This is a genomic window from Vibrio gelatinilyticus (assembly GCF_022836845.1).
Classification (GTDB): Bacteria; Pseudomonadota; Gammaproteobacteria; order Enterobacterales; family Vibrionaceae; genus Vibrio; species Vibrio gelatinilyticus.
This window is the reverse complement of sequence record NZ_JAJNNZ010000013.1, coordinates 67,755-83,509: the sequence shown is the minus strand read 5'-3', so window position 1 is coordinate 83,509 and position 15,755 is coordinate 67,755. Positions and strand designations below refer to the sequence as shown.

Genomic DNA, 15,755 nt, shown 5'->3' with positions numbered 1-15,755 from the left:
TCGGTTCAGCCCTATCGATTTGGTATAACAAGAACTTGACCTATGGCCAGTTCATCCGATCGCAATTGATTGGCTGAGCGTAGGCTACTCACCGTAACACTATACTTACTGGCGATCTTGCCAAGAAACTCACCGCGCTGCACCTTATGCTTGCGCACAGGGCGATCTTTTAGACTCACCGTGATCTTCAGCTTTTGACCCAGTTTCAACACATCCGTTTTGAGCTTGTTTTCTTTTCGAATGTCGCCCACTGATACTTTGTATTTAGTCGCTATTTTACCCAGATACTCTCCACGTTGAACCACATGGGTGATGGTCTCTGTTTCCACGGTATTCACTCGATTGGGTACTGAAATTGATTGAGTCGCGCCAGGGATAAGCAACACCTGCCCTATCGCAAGAGAGTTACCTTTTAGGTTATTCGCTTTTTTAATTTCTGAAACCGATGAACCGTATTTACTGGCGATAACCGATAATGACTCACCACGACTAACTGAATGTTTTTGTGCTTTAGTACGATTCGCCATTAATGTTCCTGGCGGCGGGTTATCTTCAAAGTACTGCACAATCGCTTTGGTTAAAGCGCGCGCTAATTTGTCTTGGTGGCTTCTAGTATTGAGTAACCGCTCTTCCTTCGGATTAGAGATAAAGCCCGTTTCAACCAATACTGACGGAATATCGGGGGATTTAAGCACAGCAAGACTCGCATTAACCGGATCCTTTTTATGAAGATGCGCCACTTTGCCCATTTCCTTTAAGATCTTAGTTGCGACTTTATAACCTTCTTTCTGCGAATGGCTAAACTGCAAATCGAGCAACGTTTGGCTGACATTTCTGTCTTGAGTGTTTTTAGCCAGTACTTGACCAGCACCGCCTAATAACTCCGATTGTTGCTCATGGTTTTCGACCCAACGAGCGATTTCAGTGTTTGCCCGTTTGGTGTTTAACACAAATACGGACGCTCCGCGAGGTTGAGGTGTTCTAAATGCATCTGCGTGAACTGAGACCAATAAATGCGCCTGATTTTTACGTGCAATTTCTGAACGCTTATTGAGGTTCACAAAATAGTCACCACGGCGGGTTAATACCGCTTTCATACCAGGTATTGCATTAATTTGAGCAGCCAATTTTTTCGAGACACTTAAGGTCACGTGCTTTTCATATTTCCTTGTGGGTCCAATCGAGCCTGGATCTTCCCCGCCATGTCCGGCGTCGATGGCAACCACAATGTCCGCGGTTCCCTGAAATTGGGAGGCGTCTTTGCTTACTTTAGTTTGACTAGCAGGAACACTTGCCGTTGAAGAGGCTTCTTTACCGTGAGGAAGATCAATGACCAAACGATGGCCATATTGTCCACCAGGGGTAGGTTTGAGCTTAAACAATTGTGGCGTTGAAGATGCTTTGAGCTCCAACACCAATCGATAGCTGCTTTTATCGGGCGGTGAGCTCTTGCGAATTTTTGTCAATACTGGGCTGTCCGTTACAGTGAGCGGCAGCTTGGTACTTTGTGTGGTATTTTCAAGATCAACCACTACCCGATTTGGACTGGTCAACGAAAAATAACTGTATTGCGCCTCAGACTTTAAATCAATAACAACCCGAGTTTCATCAGGTGAGGGCCACACTCGAATACCTTCAAGTGCATTGGCAAAAGTCAATGTCGGCAGAAATAATAGAGATACGAATAAAGCGTATACTACATTCGTCAACGTCCTAATGTTCAACTTAACTCCAATTGTTCGAGTAACTGATTTCCATATTCGGTATTTGCCGTAAAGGTGATTTCTCGATGTGTCTCCACATAGCGAAGTTCAATGTCTAGATCTGCTTCTGGTAGCAGGCCTTGTCCTTTCTCTGGCCATTCAACAAGACAGATCGCATCATCAGAAAAGTAATCTCGGATCCCCATAAATTCTAGCTCTTCTGGATCCGCAAGACGGTACAAGTCGAAGTGGTAAACATTCCACCCCTCAAGTTGGTACGGTTCAACCAGCGTATAAGTCGGGCTTTTAACATTACCGTTATGACCCAGACTTTGAATAAAGCCACGGCTAAACGTTGTTTTTCCTGCTCCAAGATCACCATGCAGGTACACCGTTGTTTGTTTTGAACAGACAGACGCCAATTTAGTTCCCATGGAAATAGTGGCTGCTTCATCAACCAATACAAATTTTTTAATGCTCATCACAGTTTTCTCTAAATGGCGGCTAAATAACACAAAATAATAAGAATAGTAAACTGTCTGGCTTTTAAGAGACAAGCGATCTTATGTAAGTTATCCGAAAATTATTGTCTATGACGTGATCAATAACAAAAACAGATCCATACAACTTACTCAATCCCCCTAATCTTTGCTCGGAATTGAGTACACTTTAGGTATAGAATACGACCCCTTTTCGCCGTGGATGAAAACTAAATGAATTTCGATAACCTTGCCAGCAGCATTAAGACCTGGGCTTTTGAACTCGGATTCCAAAAAGTTGGGATCAGTGATATCGATCTCTCCACACAACAAGTCGGCCTTTCAAATTGGCTAGAGGCTGGCTATCACGGCAATATGGCTTGGATGGCGGAAAACCAGGAGCTAAGGCTGAACCCGGATAAACTCCACCCTGGTACCACCCGAATCATTAGTGTTCGTATGAATTACCTTCCCTCTCAGGCTTTATTTGCCTCAAACCTTGAGAATGCAGATAGTGGTTATATTAGTCGCTATGCTCTTGGGCGGGATTATCACAAGTTAATGCGTAACCAACTGAAAAAGCTGGCGCAAAAAATAGAGAGCGAAGCGGGAGAACTAGGTTACCGTCCGTTTGTTGATTCAGCGCCTGTACTTGAACGACCTCTGGCACAACAAGCTGGACTTGGTTGGATAGGAAAACATTCGCTGCTGTTAGATGAAGATGCCGGATCGTGGTTCTTTCTAGGTGAGCTTTTCATCAACTTACCGCTGCCTGTCGACGAAGCCAGTACCAATCAATGCGGAAAATGCAGTGCTTGCATGACCTCTTGCCCTACCTCGGCCATCGTTGAAGAAGGGATTGTTGATAGTAGGCGTTGCATCTCTTATTTAACCATAGAGAACAAGGACGCTATTCCGATTGAGTTTCGAAAAGCGATCGGAAATAGAATCTATGGTTGTGACGATTGCCAATTGGTTTGCCCTTGGAATAGAGAAGCTCCGCTTTCTCAACGCCACGACTTCCAGAGAAAAGACATTTTTGGCGATTCTGACCTACTTGCATTGTTTAAATGGGATGAAGATACCTTCTTAAAAAATTTGGAAGGCAGTGCCATTCGACGTATCGGGCATCAACAGTGGCTGCGTAACATTGCCGTTGCTATTGGTAATGCACCATTTAAACAAGAATACCTGGATGCATTGGAAATGCGCATGGGCATGAGCACACTGCTTGATGAACATATTTCTTGGGCTTTGGATCAACAACTTGCACAGCTACCTTTCGAGCAAAACTCGCGCATTGAAATTAGAAAACGTCGCTTAATCCGGATAGTGAAAAAGGGATTGCCTCGAGATGCATAACCAACAAGGCATCCTAAAAAAGCAAATATAATTTATTGACCAGCATCTCATTTCTGATTTTGTGGAAAAACTACATTCGATGCACTCTTTAGTCGTTGAGAAAAAAGGTTAAACACATATCCAACATATGACTAGGATCAAATAAATGTAAGCTATTGATCATTTTTAGTTTCACGCCTTAAAGCCCAAAAACAATAAAAACCTTTATTTTCAAACAGTTAAAGTAAAACAAAAAGAAGAAGGCATTTTCCGTTTCCAAAAGATCTTTCTGGAATACTTTATAGAAAAGGATAAATACACTTTACCCACTAAGTTATCCACAAGTACTGTTCTGTGGGTAAGTCTGTTAGTTAAACTGTAAATTGAAACCATTAGCTTACGTAAATTGACTGCCAGCTCTGGAAATCTTGCCTTTTAAGTGACACAAAAAGGTGGATAACTATGAGAATGACTCAAAACAAACGCTATTAGCTTGGATTGCATGGGATGGTGCTTCTCAGCATTGGGTAAAGAGCAGCAGTAATGGGGACTAAGTTATCTCAACTTTGTTGAACTTTATCGAGTTCATACCGCAGCGTCATTGTTTAGCACAATGAAGGCTATTTGATTTTGGCCGCACATAATATTCTCTAATTTAAGATAAAGAAGTTGACCTCAACCTTATTAGGGAATGCTCTATAAGCAGAGCGAGTGTTGCACTTTGTCAGCGTTAAGCACACTGATGGCTTGTTCTTTCTACTGAGAGAAAATGGAGCGACACACGAGGTTCGAACTCGTGACCTCAACCTTGGCAAGGTTGCGCTCTACCAGCTGAGCTAGTGTCGCATATCAACAGCAAACGCTATTGACTAAGTTTGGTTGCGGGCCTGATTTGAATCGGGCGGCGCATCCGTCGACGGCCTGAGGGTTATGATATTAAAACCACCAAACGTTCGTCTGAATTTGGTTGCGGGGGCCGGATTTGAACCGACGACCTTCGGGTTATGAGCCCGACGAGCTACCAAGCTGCTCCACCCCGCGTCCGTAGTCATCATTTAAAGCATGATGAGAGCTTATCAAATTGGAGCGACACACGAGGTTCGAACTCGTGACCTCAACCTTGGCAAGGTTGCGCTCTACCAGCTGAGCTAGTGTCGCATATCAACAGCAAACGCTATTGACTGAATTTGGTTGCGGGCCTGATTTGAATCGGGCGGCGCATCCGTCGACGGCTTGAGGGTTATGATATTAAAACCACCAAACGTTCGTCTGAATTTGGTTGCGGGGGCCGGATTTGAACCGACGACCTTCGGGTTATGAGCCCGACGAGCTACCAAGCTGCTCCACCCCGCGTCCGTAGTCATCATTTAAAGCATGATGAGAGCTTATCAAATTGGAGCGACACACGAGGTTCGAACTCGTGACCTCAACCTTGGCAAGGTTGCGCTCTACCAGCTGAGCTAGTGTCGCATATCAACAGCAAACGCTATTGACTGAATTTGGTTGCGGGCCTGATTTGAATCGGGCGGCGCATCCGTCGACGGCTTGAGGGTTATGATATTAAAACCACCAAACGTTCGTCTGAATTTGGTTGCGGGGGCCGGATTTGAACCGACGACCTTCGGGTTATGAGCCCGACGAGCTACCAAGCTGCTCCACCCCGCGTCCGTAGTCATCATTTAAAGCATGATGAGAGCTTATCAAATTGGAGCGACACACGAGGTTCGAACTCGTGACCTCAACCTTGGCAAGGTTGCGCTCTACCAGCTGAGCTAGTGTCGCATATCAACAGCAAACGCTATTGACTGAATTTGGTTGCGGGCCTGATTTGAATCGGGCGGCGCATCCGTCGACGGCTTGAGGGTTATGATATTAAAACCACCAAACGTTCGTCTGAATTTGGTTGCGGGGGCCGGATTTGAACCGACGACCTTCGGGTTATGAGCCCGACGAGCTACCAAGCTGCTCCACCCCGCGTCCGTAGTCATCATTTAAAGCATGATGAGAGCTTATCAAATTGGAGCGACACACGAGGTTCGAACTCGTGACCTCAACCTTGGCAAGGTTGCGCTCTACCAGCTGAGCTAGTGTCGCAATTAAACAACGTGTTTCGTCGTTTAGGGCTGCGAATTATAAGAGCATTTTTTTGTGATGCAAGTCCTTATGGATAAAAAACTCTTTTTTTTTCGATCTTGATGAAAAAGCACACAAAAAACCACTCATAATTAACACTTTATGAGCAATCCCACGAAAAACGCACTTCATCAGATAGTAAAGATATTCTCGCGATAGTACTTTAACTCTGCAATTGACTCGCGAATATCATCAAGGGCCAAGTGGGTACCTTGCTTGGTAAAGCCGTCTAAAACACTCGGTTGCCACCTGCGCGTCAATTCCTTTATGGTGCTTACATCAACATAACGATAGTGGAAATACTCTTCAAGCTTTGGCATGTGCTTGTACAAGAAACGTCGATCTTGGCCGATACTGTTGCCACAAATCGGTGATGCACCTTTCGGTACCCAATGTTCTAGAAAGGCAATCGTCTCATTTATTGCTTGTTCTTCATCAATCTCACTTTCTTGAACGCGCTTCACTAAGCCACTTTCGGTGTGAGTCCGTGTACACCAATCGTCCATCTTCGCCAATTCGCTAATGGGCTGGTGAATCGCAATGACAGGGCCTTCCGCTAGGATATTGAGCTGACTGTCCGTCACGATGGAAGCTATTTCAATGATCTTGTGTTGCTCAGGATCTAGCCCTGTCATCTCAAGATCGACCCAAATTAAGTTCTGATCACTAAAAGACATACTGTCCTCGCCTATTTGTTTTCTTTTAAAAAAGGTACTATACCGAAAATAAATCCAGCAACCCAAACGGTTTGATGTGATGAGCATCAATAATATATTGTGGCTAAAAAGAAAAAACTGACAAAAGGTCAGGTACGTCGTGTACGTAGCAATCAAAAAAAACGCTTAAAAAATGAAGAGACGGTCCAATGGGACGAGTCCATGCTTGGCGGATCCAAACAAGGTCTTGTTATTACTCGTTTCGGACAGCATGCGGATATTGAAGATCTTGAAACCCAAGACGTTCACCGCTGCAACTTGCGTAGAGGGATAGAATCTCTTGTCTCTGGCGACATCGTGACTTGGCGCGTTGGACTTGAATCTATGGCCGGAATTTCTGGAGTGGTTGAAGCCGTTGAGCCTAGACGATCCATAGTAACCCGCCCTGATTACTATGACGGTTTAAAACCAGTCGCAGCAAACGTCGATCAAATGGTGATCGTTTCTTCGGTTTTGCCTGAACTGTCGCTCAATATTATTGACCGCTACCTCATAGCATCGGAAACATTACAAATTGCTCCTCTAATCGTTCTTAATAAAATAGATCTTATCGACACCGACCAGCGACAAACCTTTTTCGATCAATTGGAAATCTACAAGCGCATTGGTTATCAAGTTGTTTTTGTGAGCAAGGAGACAGGGGAAGGCATCTCTGAACTTGAAACCCACCTCAAAGACAAGATCAATATTTTCGTTGGACAATCTGGTGTTGGTAAATCCAGCCTTGTCAACGCGCTGATGCCTGAGCTTGACGTTGAAGAAGGGGAAGTCTCTTCCAATTCAGGGCTAGGGCAACATACCACCACTGCAGCTCGACTGTATCACTTCCCATCGGGTGGCGATTTGATCGATTCACCGGGAGTTCGAGAGTTCGGCTTGTGGCATCTAGAAACCCACGAAGTCACTGACGCTTTTGTTGAGTTTCGTCCCTATCTAGGTGGCTGTAAATTCAGAGATTGTAAACATGGTGATGATCCTGGGTGTATCATCACTGAAGCGGTCGAGAACGGAAAAATTGATCGTTCTCGTTACGAGAATTACCACCGAATAATTGAAAGCATGGTCGAAAATAAAGCGAATAGGCAGTATTCACGTAACAAAAAGGCTGACTTGTAATTAGCACTAATACTGTTATCACCACCCAGATGTGCGAGACTAAAAGCTGACAACCCACAACAATTGCTTTAGTATCTCGCGCCCTGTATTAAGAATATTCAATGAGTGTTGGAAATTTAAACAATGGATAAGATGAAAGTTGGACTGCAGTACTGTCTCCCTAAGCATGGACTAACGCGCCTCGTTGGTAAGCTAGCATCTGCAGAAGCAGGCAGCCTAACCACGGGAATCATTCGCTGGTTTGTTAAGCAGTACAACGTCAACATGGATGAAGCTCTCAACTCAGACCCTGCTCATTACAAAACTTTCAATGAGTTTTTCGTTCGCGAATTAAAACAAGGGACTCGCCCGATTGATGATAACAGCGACACCCTTTGCCACCCAGCCGATGCGTGTGTGAGCCAGTTCGGACCGATTGAGTCGGGTCAACTTATTCAAGCTAAGAACCACAATTATAGTGCTCAAGAATTGCTAGGTGGCGACGAAGCATTAGCGAATGAGTTTGTCGATGGCGACTTTGCGACTCTGTATCTATCGCCACGCGATTATCACCGAGTTCACATGCCATGTGACGGCGTATTACGCCAGATGATATACGTACCGGGTGATCTGTTTTCGGTAAATCCACTGACTGCTGAGAATGTGCCAAACTTGTTTGCTCGTAATGAACGTGTAGTCTGCATTTTCGACACTGAATTTGGCCCAATGGCGCAGGTTTTAGTTGGAGCAACCATTGTCGGCAGTATCGAGCTAATCTGGTCTGGCACCGTAACTCCACCGCGTGGAAAAAGCATCTATCGCTGGGATTACCCAAGCGAAGGTAACCGCGCTGTTGTTCTTAAGAAAGGTGAAGAAATGGGCCGCTTTAAATTAGGCTCAACGGTCATTAACCTCTTCGCTAAAGGTGCACTGACTTTCGATGACACCATGAAAAATAATGAGCCAACAGTGATGGGGACGCCATACGCACACGGTACATCGTCGCAACCCTGATCATTATTCGCTTTTATCATGATAAAAACGGTGCTTAACGCGCCGTTTTTTCATTTAATCAGTCTCTCTTGTAACGCAATGAGTCATGATTTTTATCGCTGTCATGTCTGGCGACTGTTTCCGGCTTATTCATTGATAAAGAACAAGACTCGTCACGAAAAACGCGACAAAGTTCCAAAAGTACAACAATCCTCTAAGACCCTAATTCTTAGATAATTTAACCTAATTGGCAGTCTTTAAAAATTACATAGGGTAATCACTGCCATGCCTAAGTTGAACACAGGGCTGCTCATCAAGCTATTTGCTTGTTTTGCCATTCCTCTCGGCGTCTTAATGATGCCTATCGATGCCATACCTATTGACGATCTAACCCTCATCCAGCATCGACTTTTGGCAATATTTCTCTTAGCTGCACTATTATGGGTGCTTGAACCTGTGCCGGTTTTCGCCACCTCTATCCTTATTATTGCTCTTGAGCTGATTATGATTTCAGACAAGGGATTACATCTATTTCGTGCGCCACCAGCTGGCCACGAACTTGGCGAGCTGATGAAATACACTGACATTTTCGGTGCCTTTTCTTCGCCAATTATTATCCTTTTTATGGGGGGGTTTGCATTGGCGATTGCCGCCTCAAAGTACCAGCTCGACAATAACCTTGCGCGGGTGTTATTAAAGCCCTTTGGCCACCAACCTCGTTACATCATGCTCGGGCTGATGCTAATCACCGCCGTGTTTTCTATGTTTATGTCGAATACGGCGACGACGGTGATGATGCTTGCTTTGCTTGGCCCTATCGTCGCTTCCGCTCCTAAGGGCGATTTGGGTATCAAAGCATTGGTACTTTGTATCCCCATCGCAGCGAATACCGGAGGGATAGCAACTCCAATTGGTACTCCCCCCAATGCCATAGCATTGCAATATTTAACCGGCGAAAACAGCATAGACTTTCTATCCTGGATGATGATGGGCTTGCCCTTTGTAATGATTCAACTGACGATCGCTTGGTTCTTACTGCAAAAACTGTTTCCTTCTTCACAAGAAGAGATGGTTCTTAAGCTCAACGGCCAATTTCAACGCAATTGGCGCGCAATCGTCGTGTATATCACCTTTGCGCTGACAATAGTGCTTTGGATGACCACCAAGATACATGGAATGAATACCTACGTTGTGTCGATTATTCCTTTGGCCATTTTCACGCTCACCGGAATTATGGGCAAAGAGGAACTGAAACAAATCAACTGGGATGTTCTTTGGCTTGTCGCCGGGGGAATTGCGATTGGCATCGGACTCGATAAAACGGGGTTAGCGGTGGCGCTGGCGCACGCTATTGATTATGAGTCTTTGTCACCTATGGCTGTGGTTGCGACCTTATCGATGGTCTGCTGGTTAATGGCTAACTTTATGTCTAACACTGCGACAGCCAACTTGCTGATGCCTATCGCTGCCGCAATTGGCGCTTCGATGGAAAGCTTAGCAAGCATCGGCGGGTTGCAAGGATTACTCGTCGTAGTTGCGTTCTCGGCATCTCTTGGCATGATTCTCCCAGTCTCTACACCTCCTAATTCGTTAGCCTATTCGACGGGGCTTATCGAAAGTAAGGATATGGCTAAAACGGGGATCATCATTGGTGTCATTGGTCTGATTATCGTCTACAGCGCCACGCTCATCCTAACCTAACACCACCGATGTGAAATCCTCTTGGCGAGACAAGAGGATTTCATTGCACTTTCTTAGCCTCCGTAGTAAAACCTAATCCAATAAAGAAAACACAGACTCTAGGGACAGTAATGGGATTTGAATGGTTGGCACTGATTGCCGCGTTTTTATGGGCAGTATCAAGCATCATCTCGGTCACGCCCGCCAAGCACTTAGGATCCTTTTCTTACAGTCGTTGGAGAATGGGATGCACTGCCTTCATTCTCTCGTCAATGGCTCTGATGACTGGTGGTTGGGCAAGCGTCACGTCGTCTCATATTACGCCAATGATGCTTTCTGGGCTGATCGGGATCTTCATTGGCGATACCGCGCTGTTTGCTTGCCTCAACCGTATGGGCCCAAGGCAGGCTGGGCTATTGTTCTCCTGCCACGCTGTGTTTTCTGCCGTACTGGGCTATTTTTTATTTTCAGAAACCATGACCTCGCTTGAACTGCTAGGCTCTGCTTTGGTATTTTCTGGTGTTGCAACAGCCATATTTTTTGGGCGTAAAGGTAATACAAATAGTAAGGCAAGTGCACTCGATAACATCAAAGGGAATGTCTGGTTTGGGGTTGGATTAGGCATCACCGCCGCCCTCTGCCAGGCTTTAGGTGGCATCATCGCAAAACCCGTTATGCAAACAGACGTTGATCCAATCGCAGCATCAGCCATTCGGATGATCACGGCATTTGTCGCCCACAGCCTTTTTCTCTTTACTGGCGCAAGACACGCCAAAAGCCTCAATCCTATTACGTGGTCTATTTTTACCATTACCGCTCTTAATGGTTTTTTAGCAATGGCGGTGGGAATGACGCTGATTTTGTTCGCCTTACAAACAGGTAATGTCGGCATGGTGGCATTGCTTTCATCGACCACGCCAATCATGGTACTGCCGCTGCTTTGGCTCTATACCAAACAGCGCCCCAATCGATATGCGTGGTTAGGCGCTCTGCTGGCAGTATCAGGTACCAGCATTTTGGTCAGCTAAGCTCGCGGAAAGGGAAAGGCGACGACTTCATTAATATGGCTAGCGCCCATAGCCAGCATTATCAGACGGTCGACTCCTAACGCAACGCCAGCACACGGCGGCAATCCAGCGTCTAATGCCGCAATCAGGTGATGGTCGATCGGTTGTGGGTTCAACCCCATTTCCATGCGTTTTTCATTGTCTTTCTCAAATCGAGCAAGCTGCTCTTTGGGGTTATCGAGCTCATGGAAGCCATTTGCCAGTTCGATTCCCTGAAAATACACTTCAAAACGATCCGCAACTCGAGGATCATTCATGTTCACCTTAGCAAGCGCCGCTTGAGAAGCCGGAAAATCGTAAACAAACGCTGGCACCGATTGACCAATTTTTCCTTCCACACCAACGCTAAACAGCAACTGTAGCAAGGTATCCCGGTCGCGCTCCTTTTCGGCAATGTCACTCAACCCTAGTTGATCGGCAGCAATACGCAGCTCATTCATTGAGGCTGACAATGGGCACACCTGCAAATGTGTGATGAACGCTTCTTGATAGCTCATTCGTTCGGCAGGGGAGGTCTTGAGTAGTAGCATGAGCAACTCGTCGACTTCATCCATCAATTGGTGATGATCAAACCCGATGCGATACCACTCAAGCATGGTGAACTCTGGGTTGTGATGGCGACCACTCTCTTCATTGCGAAAAGCTCGCCCCATTTGATAAATCGATCCACTGCCCGCAGCCAGAAGCCGTTTCATGTGAAACTCTGGGCTAGTCATAAAAAACAATGTGCGCCCATCCGCATACCCAGGCCCAACAAATTGAGTGGTAAAAGTGTGTAAATGCACGTCGGTGACCGTTGCATGGCTCATTGCTGGCGTCTCCACTTCCATTACATTACGTGATGAAAAGAAGGCCCTTATCTTGGAGATCAACGAAGCGCGCTTTTTAAGGGAGAGCATGGTGGCTGTAGGCTGCCAGTCACTGCAAATCATAATCAAACTCATTAGCTGTATTTATCAATAATTGTACGCGTTAACATCGATTAGCTCAATTGTGCGTGATATTAATCACACATCGCAGATTTTACTATGCCAATACATGCACTTCCGAGAGAAAACCCCAACTACATCAATTTTTCTGACGCGGCGCTTCTCTAAACTGACTTTCTCCCTACAAAGCTTTAATTAGCAATAAATTATAACTCGCGAGAAACATCTCGCTTTCACACTGGAGGATAACTGTGAAAACAATTACCACAGATATCGCGGTCATCGGCGCCGGTGGCGCTGGTCTTAGAACGGCTATAGCAGCCGCCGAAGCAAACCCAGAATTAGAAGTCGCACTTATTTCTAAAGTCTACCCGATGCGATCCCATACGGTCGCAGCTGAGGGTGGTTCTGCTGCTGTCATCAAAGATGAGGACAGTCTCGACAACCACTTTAACGACACCGTAGGCGGTGGCGATTGGTTATGTGAGCAAGATGTTGTTGACTACTTTGTCAAAAATGCAACACGCGAAATGATTCAAATGGAACAATGGGGCTGCCCTTGGAGTCGTAAAGAAAATGGTGAGGTTAATGTTCGCCGTTTTGGTGGTATGAAGGTCGAGCGAACGTGGTTTGCCGCCGACAAAACGGGCTTCCACATGCTGCATACTCTGTTCCAAACGTCGATGAAATATGATCAAATTAAACGATTCGATGAGTACTTTGTTGTCGACTTGCTCGTCAATGACGGTGAAGTCCAGGGTCTTATCGCCATTCATATGTCTGAGGGTGAGTTAGTCACTATCAAGGCAAAATCAGTCGTATTGGCAACGGGCGGCGCGGGTCGTGTTTATCACTGCAATACCAATGGCGGTATCGTAACAGGTGATGGCATGGCGATGGCGTATCGCCACGGTATCCCACTGCGTGATATGGAGTTTGTCCAATACCACCCAACAGGTCTGCCTGGAACGGGTATTTTGATGACAGAAGGCTGCCGTGGTGAAGGCGGTATCATTGTCAACAAAAATGGTTACCGATACCTACAAGACTATGGAATGGGGCCTGAAACACCTGTCGGCGAGCCGAAAAACAAATACATGGAACTGGGTCCTCGTGACAAAGTTTCCCAAGCTTTCTGGCATGAGCAGCAAAAAGGTAACACCATCAAGCACCCTTTAGGTGATGTGGTTCACCTTGATCTGCGCCACCTAGGCGAAGATTACTTACAAGAGCGCTTACCCTTTATCTGCGAGCTAGCCAAAGCTTACGTCAATGTTGACCCTGCCAAAGAGCCAATTCCAATTCGTCCAACGGTTCATTACACCATGGGTGGTATTGAGACCAACGGTCAATGTGAAACTCGCATCAAAGGCCTATTTGCCGTCGGTGAATGTGCTTCGGTAGGCCTACACGGTGCCAACCGTCTTGGTTCCAACTCACTGGCTGAATTTGTCGTATTTGGCCGTGTAGCCGGTGAGCAAGCCGTGCAGCGCGCTGCTGAGTTTACAGGTTGGAACGAAGAGTCGATCGCAGAGCAAATTAAAGCAGTCGAAAAGAGAATAGAAGGCCTGATGAACCAGGAAGGCGATGAAAACTGGGCCGATATCCGCACGGAAATGGGTCAAACAATGGAAGCGGGGTGTGGTATCTATCGCCAAGAAGATCTCATGCAAGCGACTATCGACAAGATCACTGAACTGAAAGCTCGCTATAAGAAAATAAGCATCAAAGATAAAGGCAAAGTGTTCAATACCGACTTGCTGTATGCGATTGAGGTGGGTTACGGTCTTGAAGTAGCTGAAGCCATGGTGCATTCCGCGATCCTTCGTAAAGAATCACGTGGTGCGCATCAGCGTTTGGATGACGGTTGTACCGAGCGTGATGATGACAATTTCCTAAAACACTCACTTGCCTTCTATCAAGAAGATGCGGCACCAAGCGTCGACTACAGCAAAGTGACCATCACGAAATCTCAGCCAAAAGCTCGTCTCTACGGTGAAGCTGCCGAGAAGGCCGCTGCTGAGGAAGCCAAAGCAGCAGAAAATCGCGTGGAGGAACAACAGTAATGTCTATTAATCGCATTCAGAAAGTCGATATTCTGCGTTATGACCCAGAGAATGATGCAGAGCCCTATTTCCAAACGTTTGAAGTCCCCTTCGATGAAACGATGTCAGTGCTCGATGCTATCGGTTACATCAAAGATTACCTCGACAAAGATCTCGCCTATCGCTGGTCTTGTCGCATGGCCATCTGTGGCTCGTGCGGCATCATGGTGAATGGCGTGCCTAAGTTGGCTTGTAAGAGCTTCCTACGAGACTTTACCGATGGACTGAAAATCGAGCCTTTGGCGAATTTCCCTATCGAAAAAGATCTCATCGTCGACATGACTCCTTTCATCGAACGATTGGAAGCAATTAAGCCTTACATTATCGGTAATAATCGCACGCCTGAAGACGGGACCAACATTCAAACACCAGAGCAAATGGCCAAATACAAGCAATTTGCTGGGTGTATTAACTGTGGCCTTTGTTACGCCGCTTGTCCTCAATTTGGATTAAACCCAGAGTTTATGGGGCCAGCTGCGCTGACTTTAGCGCATCGCTACAACCTCGACAGCCGAGACAACGGTAAAGACGAGCGTATGGCGCTTATCAATGGTGACAACGGTGCCTGGGGTTGCACGTTTGTGGGCTATTGCTCTGATGTCTGTCCCAAAAATGTCGATCCTGCCGCGGCCGTCAACCAAGGAAAAGTCGAATCGTCGATGGACTTTGTCATTGCGATGCTAAAACCCGACGGTTCACCGAAAAAAGTGGAGGCATAACGGATGAGTAATCGAAAACCTTATGTTCGTGAAGTCAAACGTACGTGGTGGAAAAACAATCCTTTTTATCGTTTCTACATGTTGAGAGAAGCGACCGTTTTACCACTGATATTGTTTACCCTCTTCCTGACCTTTGGGTTGGGTGCCTTAGTCAAAGGCCCTGAAGCATGGCAAAGCTGGCTAAGTTTTATGGCAAACCCACTAGTGGTTGCTATCAATATCGTCGCATTAGCTGGCAGCTTGCTTCATGCACACACGTTTTTCAGCATGATGCCCCAAGTTATGCCAATTCGCATTAAAGGCAAGTTGGTTGACAAGAAGACGATCGTATTAACACAGTGGGCTGCGGTTGCCGCAATCTCTCTGATTGTTTTAATCATTGTGTAAGGAGTTTGATGTGATTAACCAAAATCCAAAGCGTTCCGACGAGCCTATTTGGTGGGGTTTATTTGGCGCAGGTGGTACGTGGTTCGCCATGATTACCCCGGTAACCATCTTAGTACTCGGTATCCTTGCACCACTCGGAGTCATCGATGCTGAATCGTTGAGCTATGAGCGCGTTTCAGAATTTGCGACAAGCTTTATTGGTGCTCTTTTTGTCATTGGCACCCTCGCCCTTCCAATGTGGCATGCGATGCATCGCTTGCATCATGGTATGCACGATCTTAAATTGCATGTTGGCGTTGCCGGCAAAGTCGCTTGCTACTTCTTTGCCGGCCTCATTAGTGCTCTTGCGATCATCTTCGTCTTTATGATCTAAGCTAAGCCCATCAAAAAAGGCAGCGGATTCGCTGC

The 15,755-nt window shown here is 46.1% G+C and carries 13 protein-coding genes and 9 tRNA genes; 9 read left to right on the top strand and 13 right to left on the bottom strand.

Features of this window, described 5'->3' with window-relative positions; translation table 11 throughout:
* Positions 1-11: 11 nt before the first annotated feature.
* Both LNL84_RS15130 and tsaE read right to left on the bottom strand, forming a co-directional pair.
* The gene (locus LNL84_RS15130; protein ID WP_425244315.1) at positions 12-1,718 is read right to left on the bottom strand and encodes an N-acetylmuramoyl-L-alanine amidase; all 1,707 of its coding nucleotides are present in this window, start codon (positions 1,716-1,718) and stop codon (positions 12-14) included.
* 2 nt (positions 1,719-1,720) lie between these two features.
* Positions 1,721-2,185 carry a tRNA (adenosine(37)-N6)-threonylcarbamoyltransferase complex ATPase subunit type 1 TsaE gene (tsaE, locus tag LNL84_RS15125; protein ID WP_244358390.1) on the bottom strand — a complete coding sequence of 155 codons (465 nt, stop codon included), beginning with the start codon at positions 2,183-2,185 and terminating at the stop codon, positions 1,721-1,723.
* Between the two features lie 231 nt (positions 2,186-2,416).
* On the opposite strand from tsaE, the gene queG reads away from it, so the two are divergent.
* Positions 2,417-3,544, top strand: coding sequence for a tRNA epoxyqueuosine(34) reductase QueG (queG, locus tag LNL84_RS15120; protein WP_244358389.1), 1,128 nt, complete (start codon positions 2,417-2,419; stop codon positions 3,542-3,544).
* 749 nt (positions 3,545-4,293) lie between these two features.
* Here queG and LNL84_RS15115 read toward each other — a convergent pair.
* The 10 genes from LNL84_RS15115 to orn all read right to left on the bottom strand — a co-directional run bounded on the left by LNL84_RS15115 (position 4,294) and on the right by orn (position 6,333).
* A tRNA-Gly gene (locus LNL84_RS15115) sits at positions 4,294-4,369 on the bottom strand.
* A 118-nt stretch (positions 4,370-4,487) separates the two neighbouring features.
* Positions 4,488-4,564 (bottom strand) — tRNA-Met (locus tag LNL84_RS15110).
* Positions 4,565-4,605: 41 nt separating this feature from the next.
* Positions 4,606-4,681 (bottom strand) — tRNA-Gly (locus LNL84_RS15105).
* Between the two features lie 118 nt (positions 4,682-4,799).
* Positions 4,800-4,876 (bottom strand) — tRNA-Met (locus LNL84_RS15100).
* Between the two features lie 41 nt (positions 4,877-4,917).
* Positions 4,918-4,993: transfer RNA gene (locus LNL84_RS15095), tRNA-Gly, on the bottom strand.
* A gap of 118 nt (positions 4,994-5,111) precedes the next feature.
* Positions 5,112-5,188 (bottom strand) — tRNA-Met (locus LNL84_RS15090).
* Positions 5,189-5,229: 41 nt separating this feature from the next.
* A tRNA-Gly gene (locus LNL84_RS15085) sits at positions 5,230-5,305 on the bottom strand.
* A gap of 118 nt (positions 5,306-5,423) precedes the next feature.
* A tRNA-Met gene (locus LNL84_RS15080) sits at positions 5,424-5,500 on the bottom strand.
* Positions 5,501-5,541: 41 nt separating this feature from the next.
* A tRNA-Gly gene (locus LNL84_RS15075) sits at positions 5,542-5,617 on the bottom strand.
* A 170-nt stretch (positions 5,618-5,787) separates the two neighbouring features.
* Complete coding sequence (gene orn, locus LNL84_RS15070; protein ID WP_244358388.1) at positions 5,788-6,333, bottom strand: oligoribonuclease; 546 nt, start codon at positions 6,331-6,333, stop codon at positions 5,788-5,790.
* A 99-nt stretch (positions 6,334-6,432) separates the two neighbouring features.
* Between orn and rsgA the strand changes: the two genes are divergently transcribed.
* The 4 genes from rsgA (at position 6,433) to LNL84_RS15050 (ending at position 11,168) form a co-directional block, all read left to right on the top strand.
* Positions 6,433-7,488 carry a small ribosomal subunit biogenesis GTPase RsgA gene (gene rsgA, locus LNL84_RS15065; protein ID WP_244358387.1) on the top strand — a complete coding sequence of 352 codons (1,056 nt, stop codon included), beginning with the start codon at positions 6,433-6,435 and terminating at the stop codon, positions 7,486-7,488.
* Between the two features lie 123 nt (positions 7,489-7,611).
* Positions 7,612-8,481: an archaetidylserine decarboxylase gene (asd, locus tag LNL84_RS15060; protein WP_244358386.1), complete on the top strand. Its 870-nt coding sequence runs from the start codon at positions 7,612-7,614 to the stop codon at positions 8,479-8,481.
* A gap of 264 nt (positions 8,482-8,745) precedes the next feature.
* Positions 8,746-10,161, top strand: coding sequence for an SLC13 family permease (locus LNL84_RS15055; RefSeq protein WP_244358385.1), 1,416 nt, complete (start codon positions 8,746-8,748; stop codon positions 10,159-10,161).
* A 110-nt stretch (positions 10,162-10,271) separates the two neighbouring features.
* The gene (locus LNL84_RS15050; protein WP_244358384.1) at positions 10,272-11,168 is read left to right on the top strand and encodes a DMT family transporter; all 897 of its coding nucleotides are present in this window, start codon (positions 10,272-10,274) and stop codon (positions 11,166-11,168) included.
* On the opposite strand, the gene epmA is transcribed toward LNL84_RS15050, so the two are convergent.
* Positions 11,165-12,136 (bottom strand): elongation factor P--(R)-beta-lysine ligase, encoded by a 972-nt coding sequence (gene epmA, locus LNL84_RS15045; protein ID WP_244358410.1) that lies wholly within the window; start codon positions 12,134-12,136, stop codon positions 11,165-11,167. The two genes, LNL84_RS15050 and epmA, sit on opposite strands and share 4 nt — an antisense overlap.
* A 251-nt stretch (positions 12,137-12,387) precedes the next feature.
* Between epmA and frdA the strand changes: the two genes are divergently transcribed.
* From frdA to frdD, 4 genes are read left to right on the top strand one after another with little or no spacing between them, the layout of a single operon-like run.
* Complete coding sequence (gene frdA / locus LNL84_RS15040) at positions 12,388-14,202, top strand: fumarate reductase (quinol) flavoprotein subunit (RefSeq protein WP_244358383.1); 1,815 nt, start codon at positions 12,388-12,390, stop codon at positions 14,200-14,202.
* Positions 14,202-14,960, top strand: a complete 759-nt coding sequence (locus LNL84_RS15035) for a succinate dehydrogenase/fumarate reductase iron-sulfur subunit (protein WP_244358382.1) — start codon at positions 14,202-14,204, stop codon at positions 14,958-14,960. The genes frdA and LNL84_RS15035 overlap by 1 nt, the downstream gene beginning before the upstream one ends.
* Before the next feature lie 3 nt (positions 14,961-14,963).
* Positions 14,964-15,347 (top strand): fumarate reductase subunit FrdC, encoded by a 384-nt coding sequence (frdC, locus tag LNL84_RS15030; protein WP_244358381.1) that lies wholly within the window; start codon positions 14,964-14,966, stop codon positions 15,345-15,347.
* A gap of 10 nt (positions 15,348-15,357) precedes the next feature.
* Complete coding sequence (frdD, locus tag LNL84_RS15025; RefSeq protein WP_341829461.1) at positions 15,358-15,720, top strand: fumarate reductase subunit FrdD; 363 nt, start codon at positions 15,358-15,360, stop codon at positions 15,718-15,720.
* Positions 15,721-15,755 lie beyond the last annotated feature (35 nt).

Bases quoted from the DNA above. Each gene is read 5' to 3' on its own strand.
- tsaE (WP_244358390.1), bottom strand. From the start codon at position 2,185: ATGAGCATTAAAAAATTTGTATTGGTTGATGAAGCAGCCACTATTTCC.
- queG (WP_244358389.1), top strand. From the start codon at position 2,417: ATGAATTTCGATAACCTTGCCAGCAGCATTAAGACCTGGGCTTTTGAA.
- orn (WP_244358388.1), bottom strand. From the start codon at position 6,333: ATGTCTTTTAGTGATCAGAACTTAATTTGGGTCGATCTTGAGATGACA.
- asd (WP_244358386.1), top strand. From the start codon at position 7,612: ATGGATAAGATGAAAGTTGGACTGCAGTACTGTCTCCCTAAGCATGGA.
- LNL84_RS15055 (WP_244358385.1), top strand. From the start codon at position 8,746: ATGCCTAAGTTGAACACAGGGCTGCTCATCAAGCTATTTGCTTGTTTT.
- LNL84_RS15050 (WP_244358384.1), top strand. From the start codon at position 10,272: ATGGGATTTGAATGGTTGGCACTGATTGCCGCGTTTTTATGGGCAGTA.
- LNL84_RS15035 (WP_244358382.1), top strand. From the start codon at position 14,202: ATGTCTATTAATCGCATTCAGAAAGTCGATATTCTGCGTTATGACCCA.
- frdC (WP_244358381.1), top strand. From the start codon at position 14,964: ATGAGTAATCGAAAACCTTATGTTCGTGAAGTCAAACGTACGTGGTGG.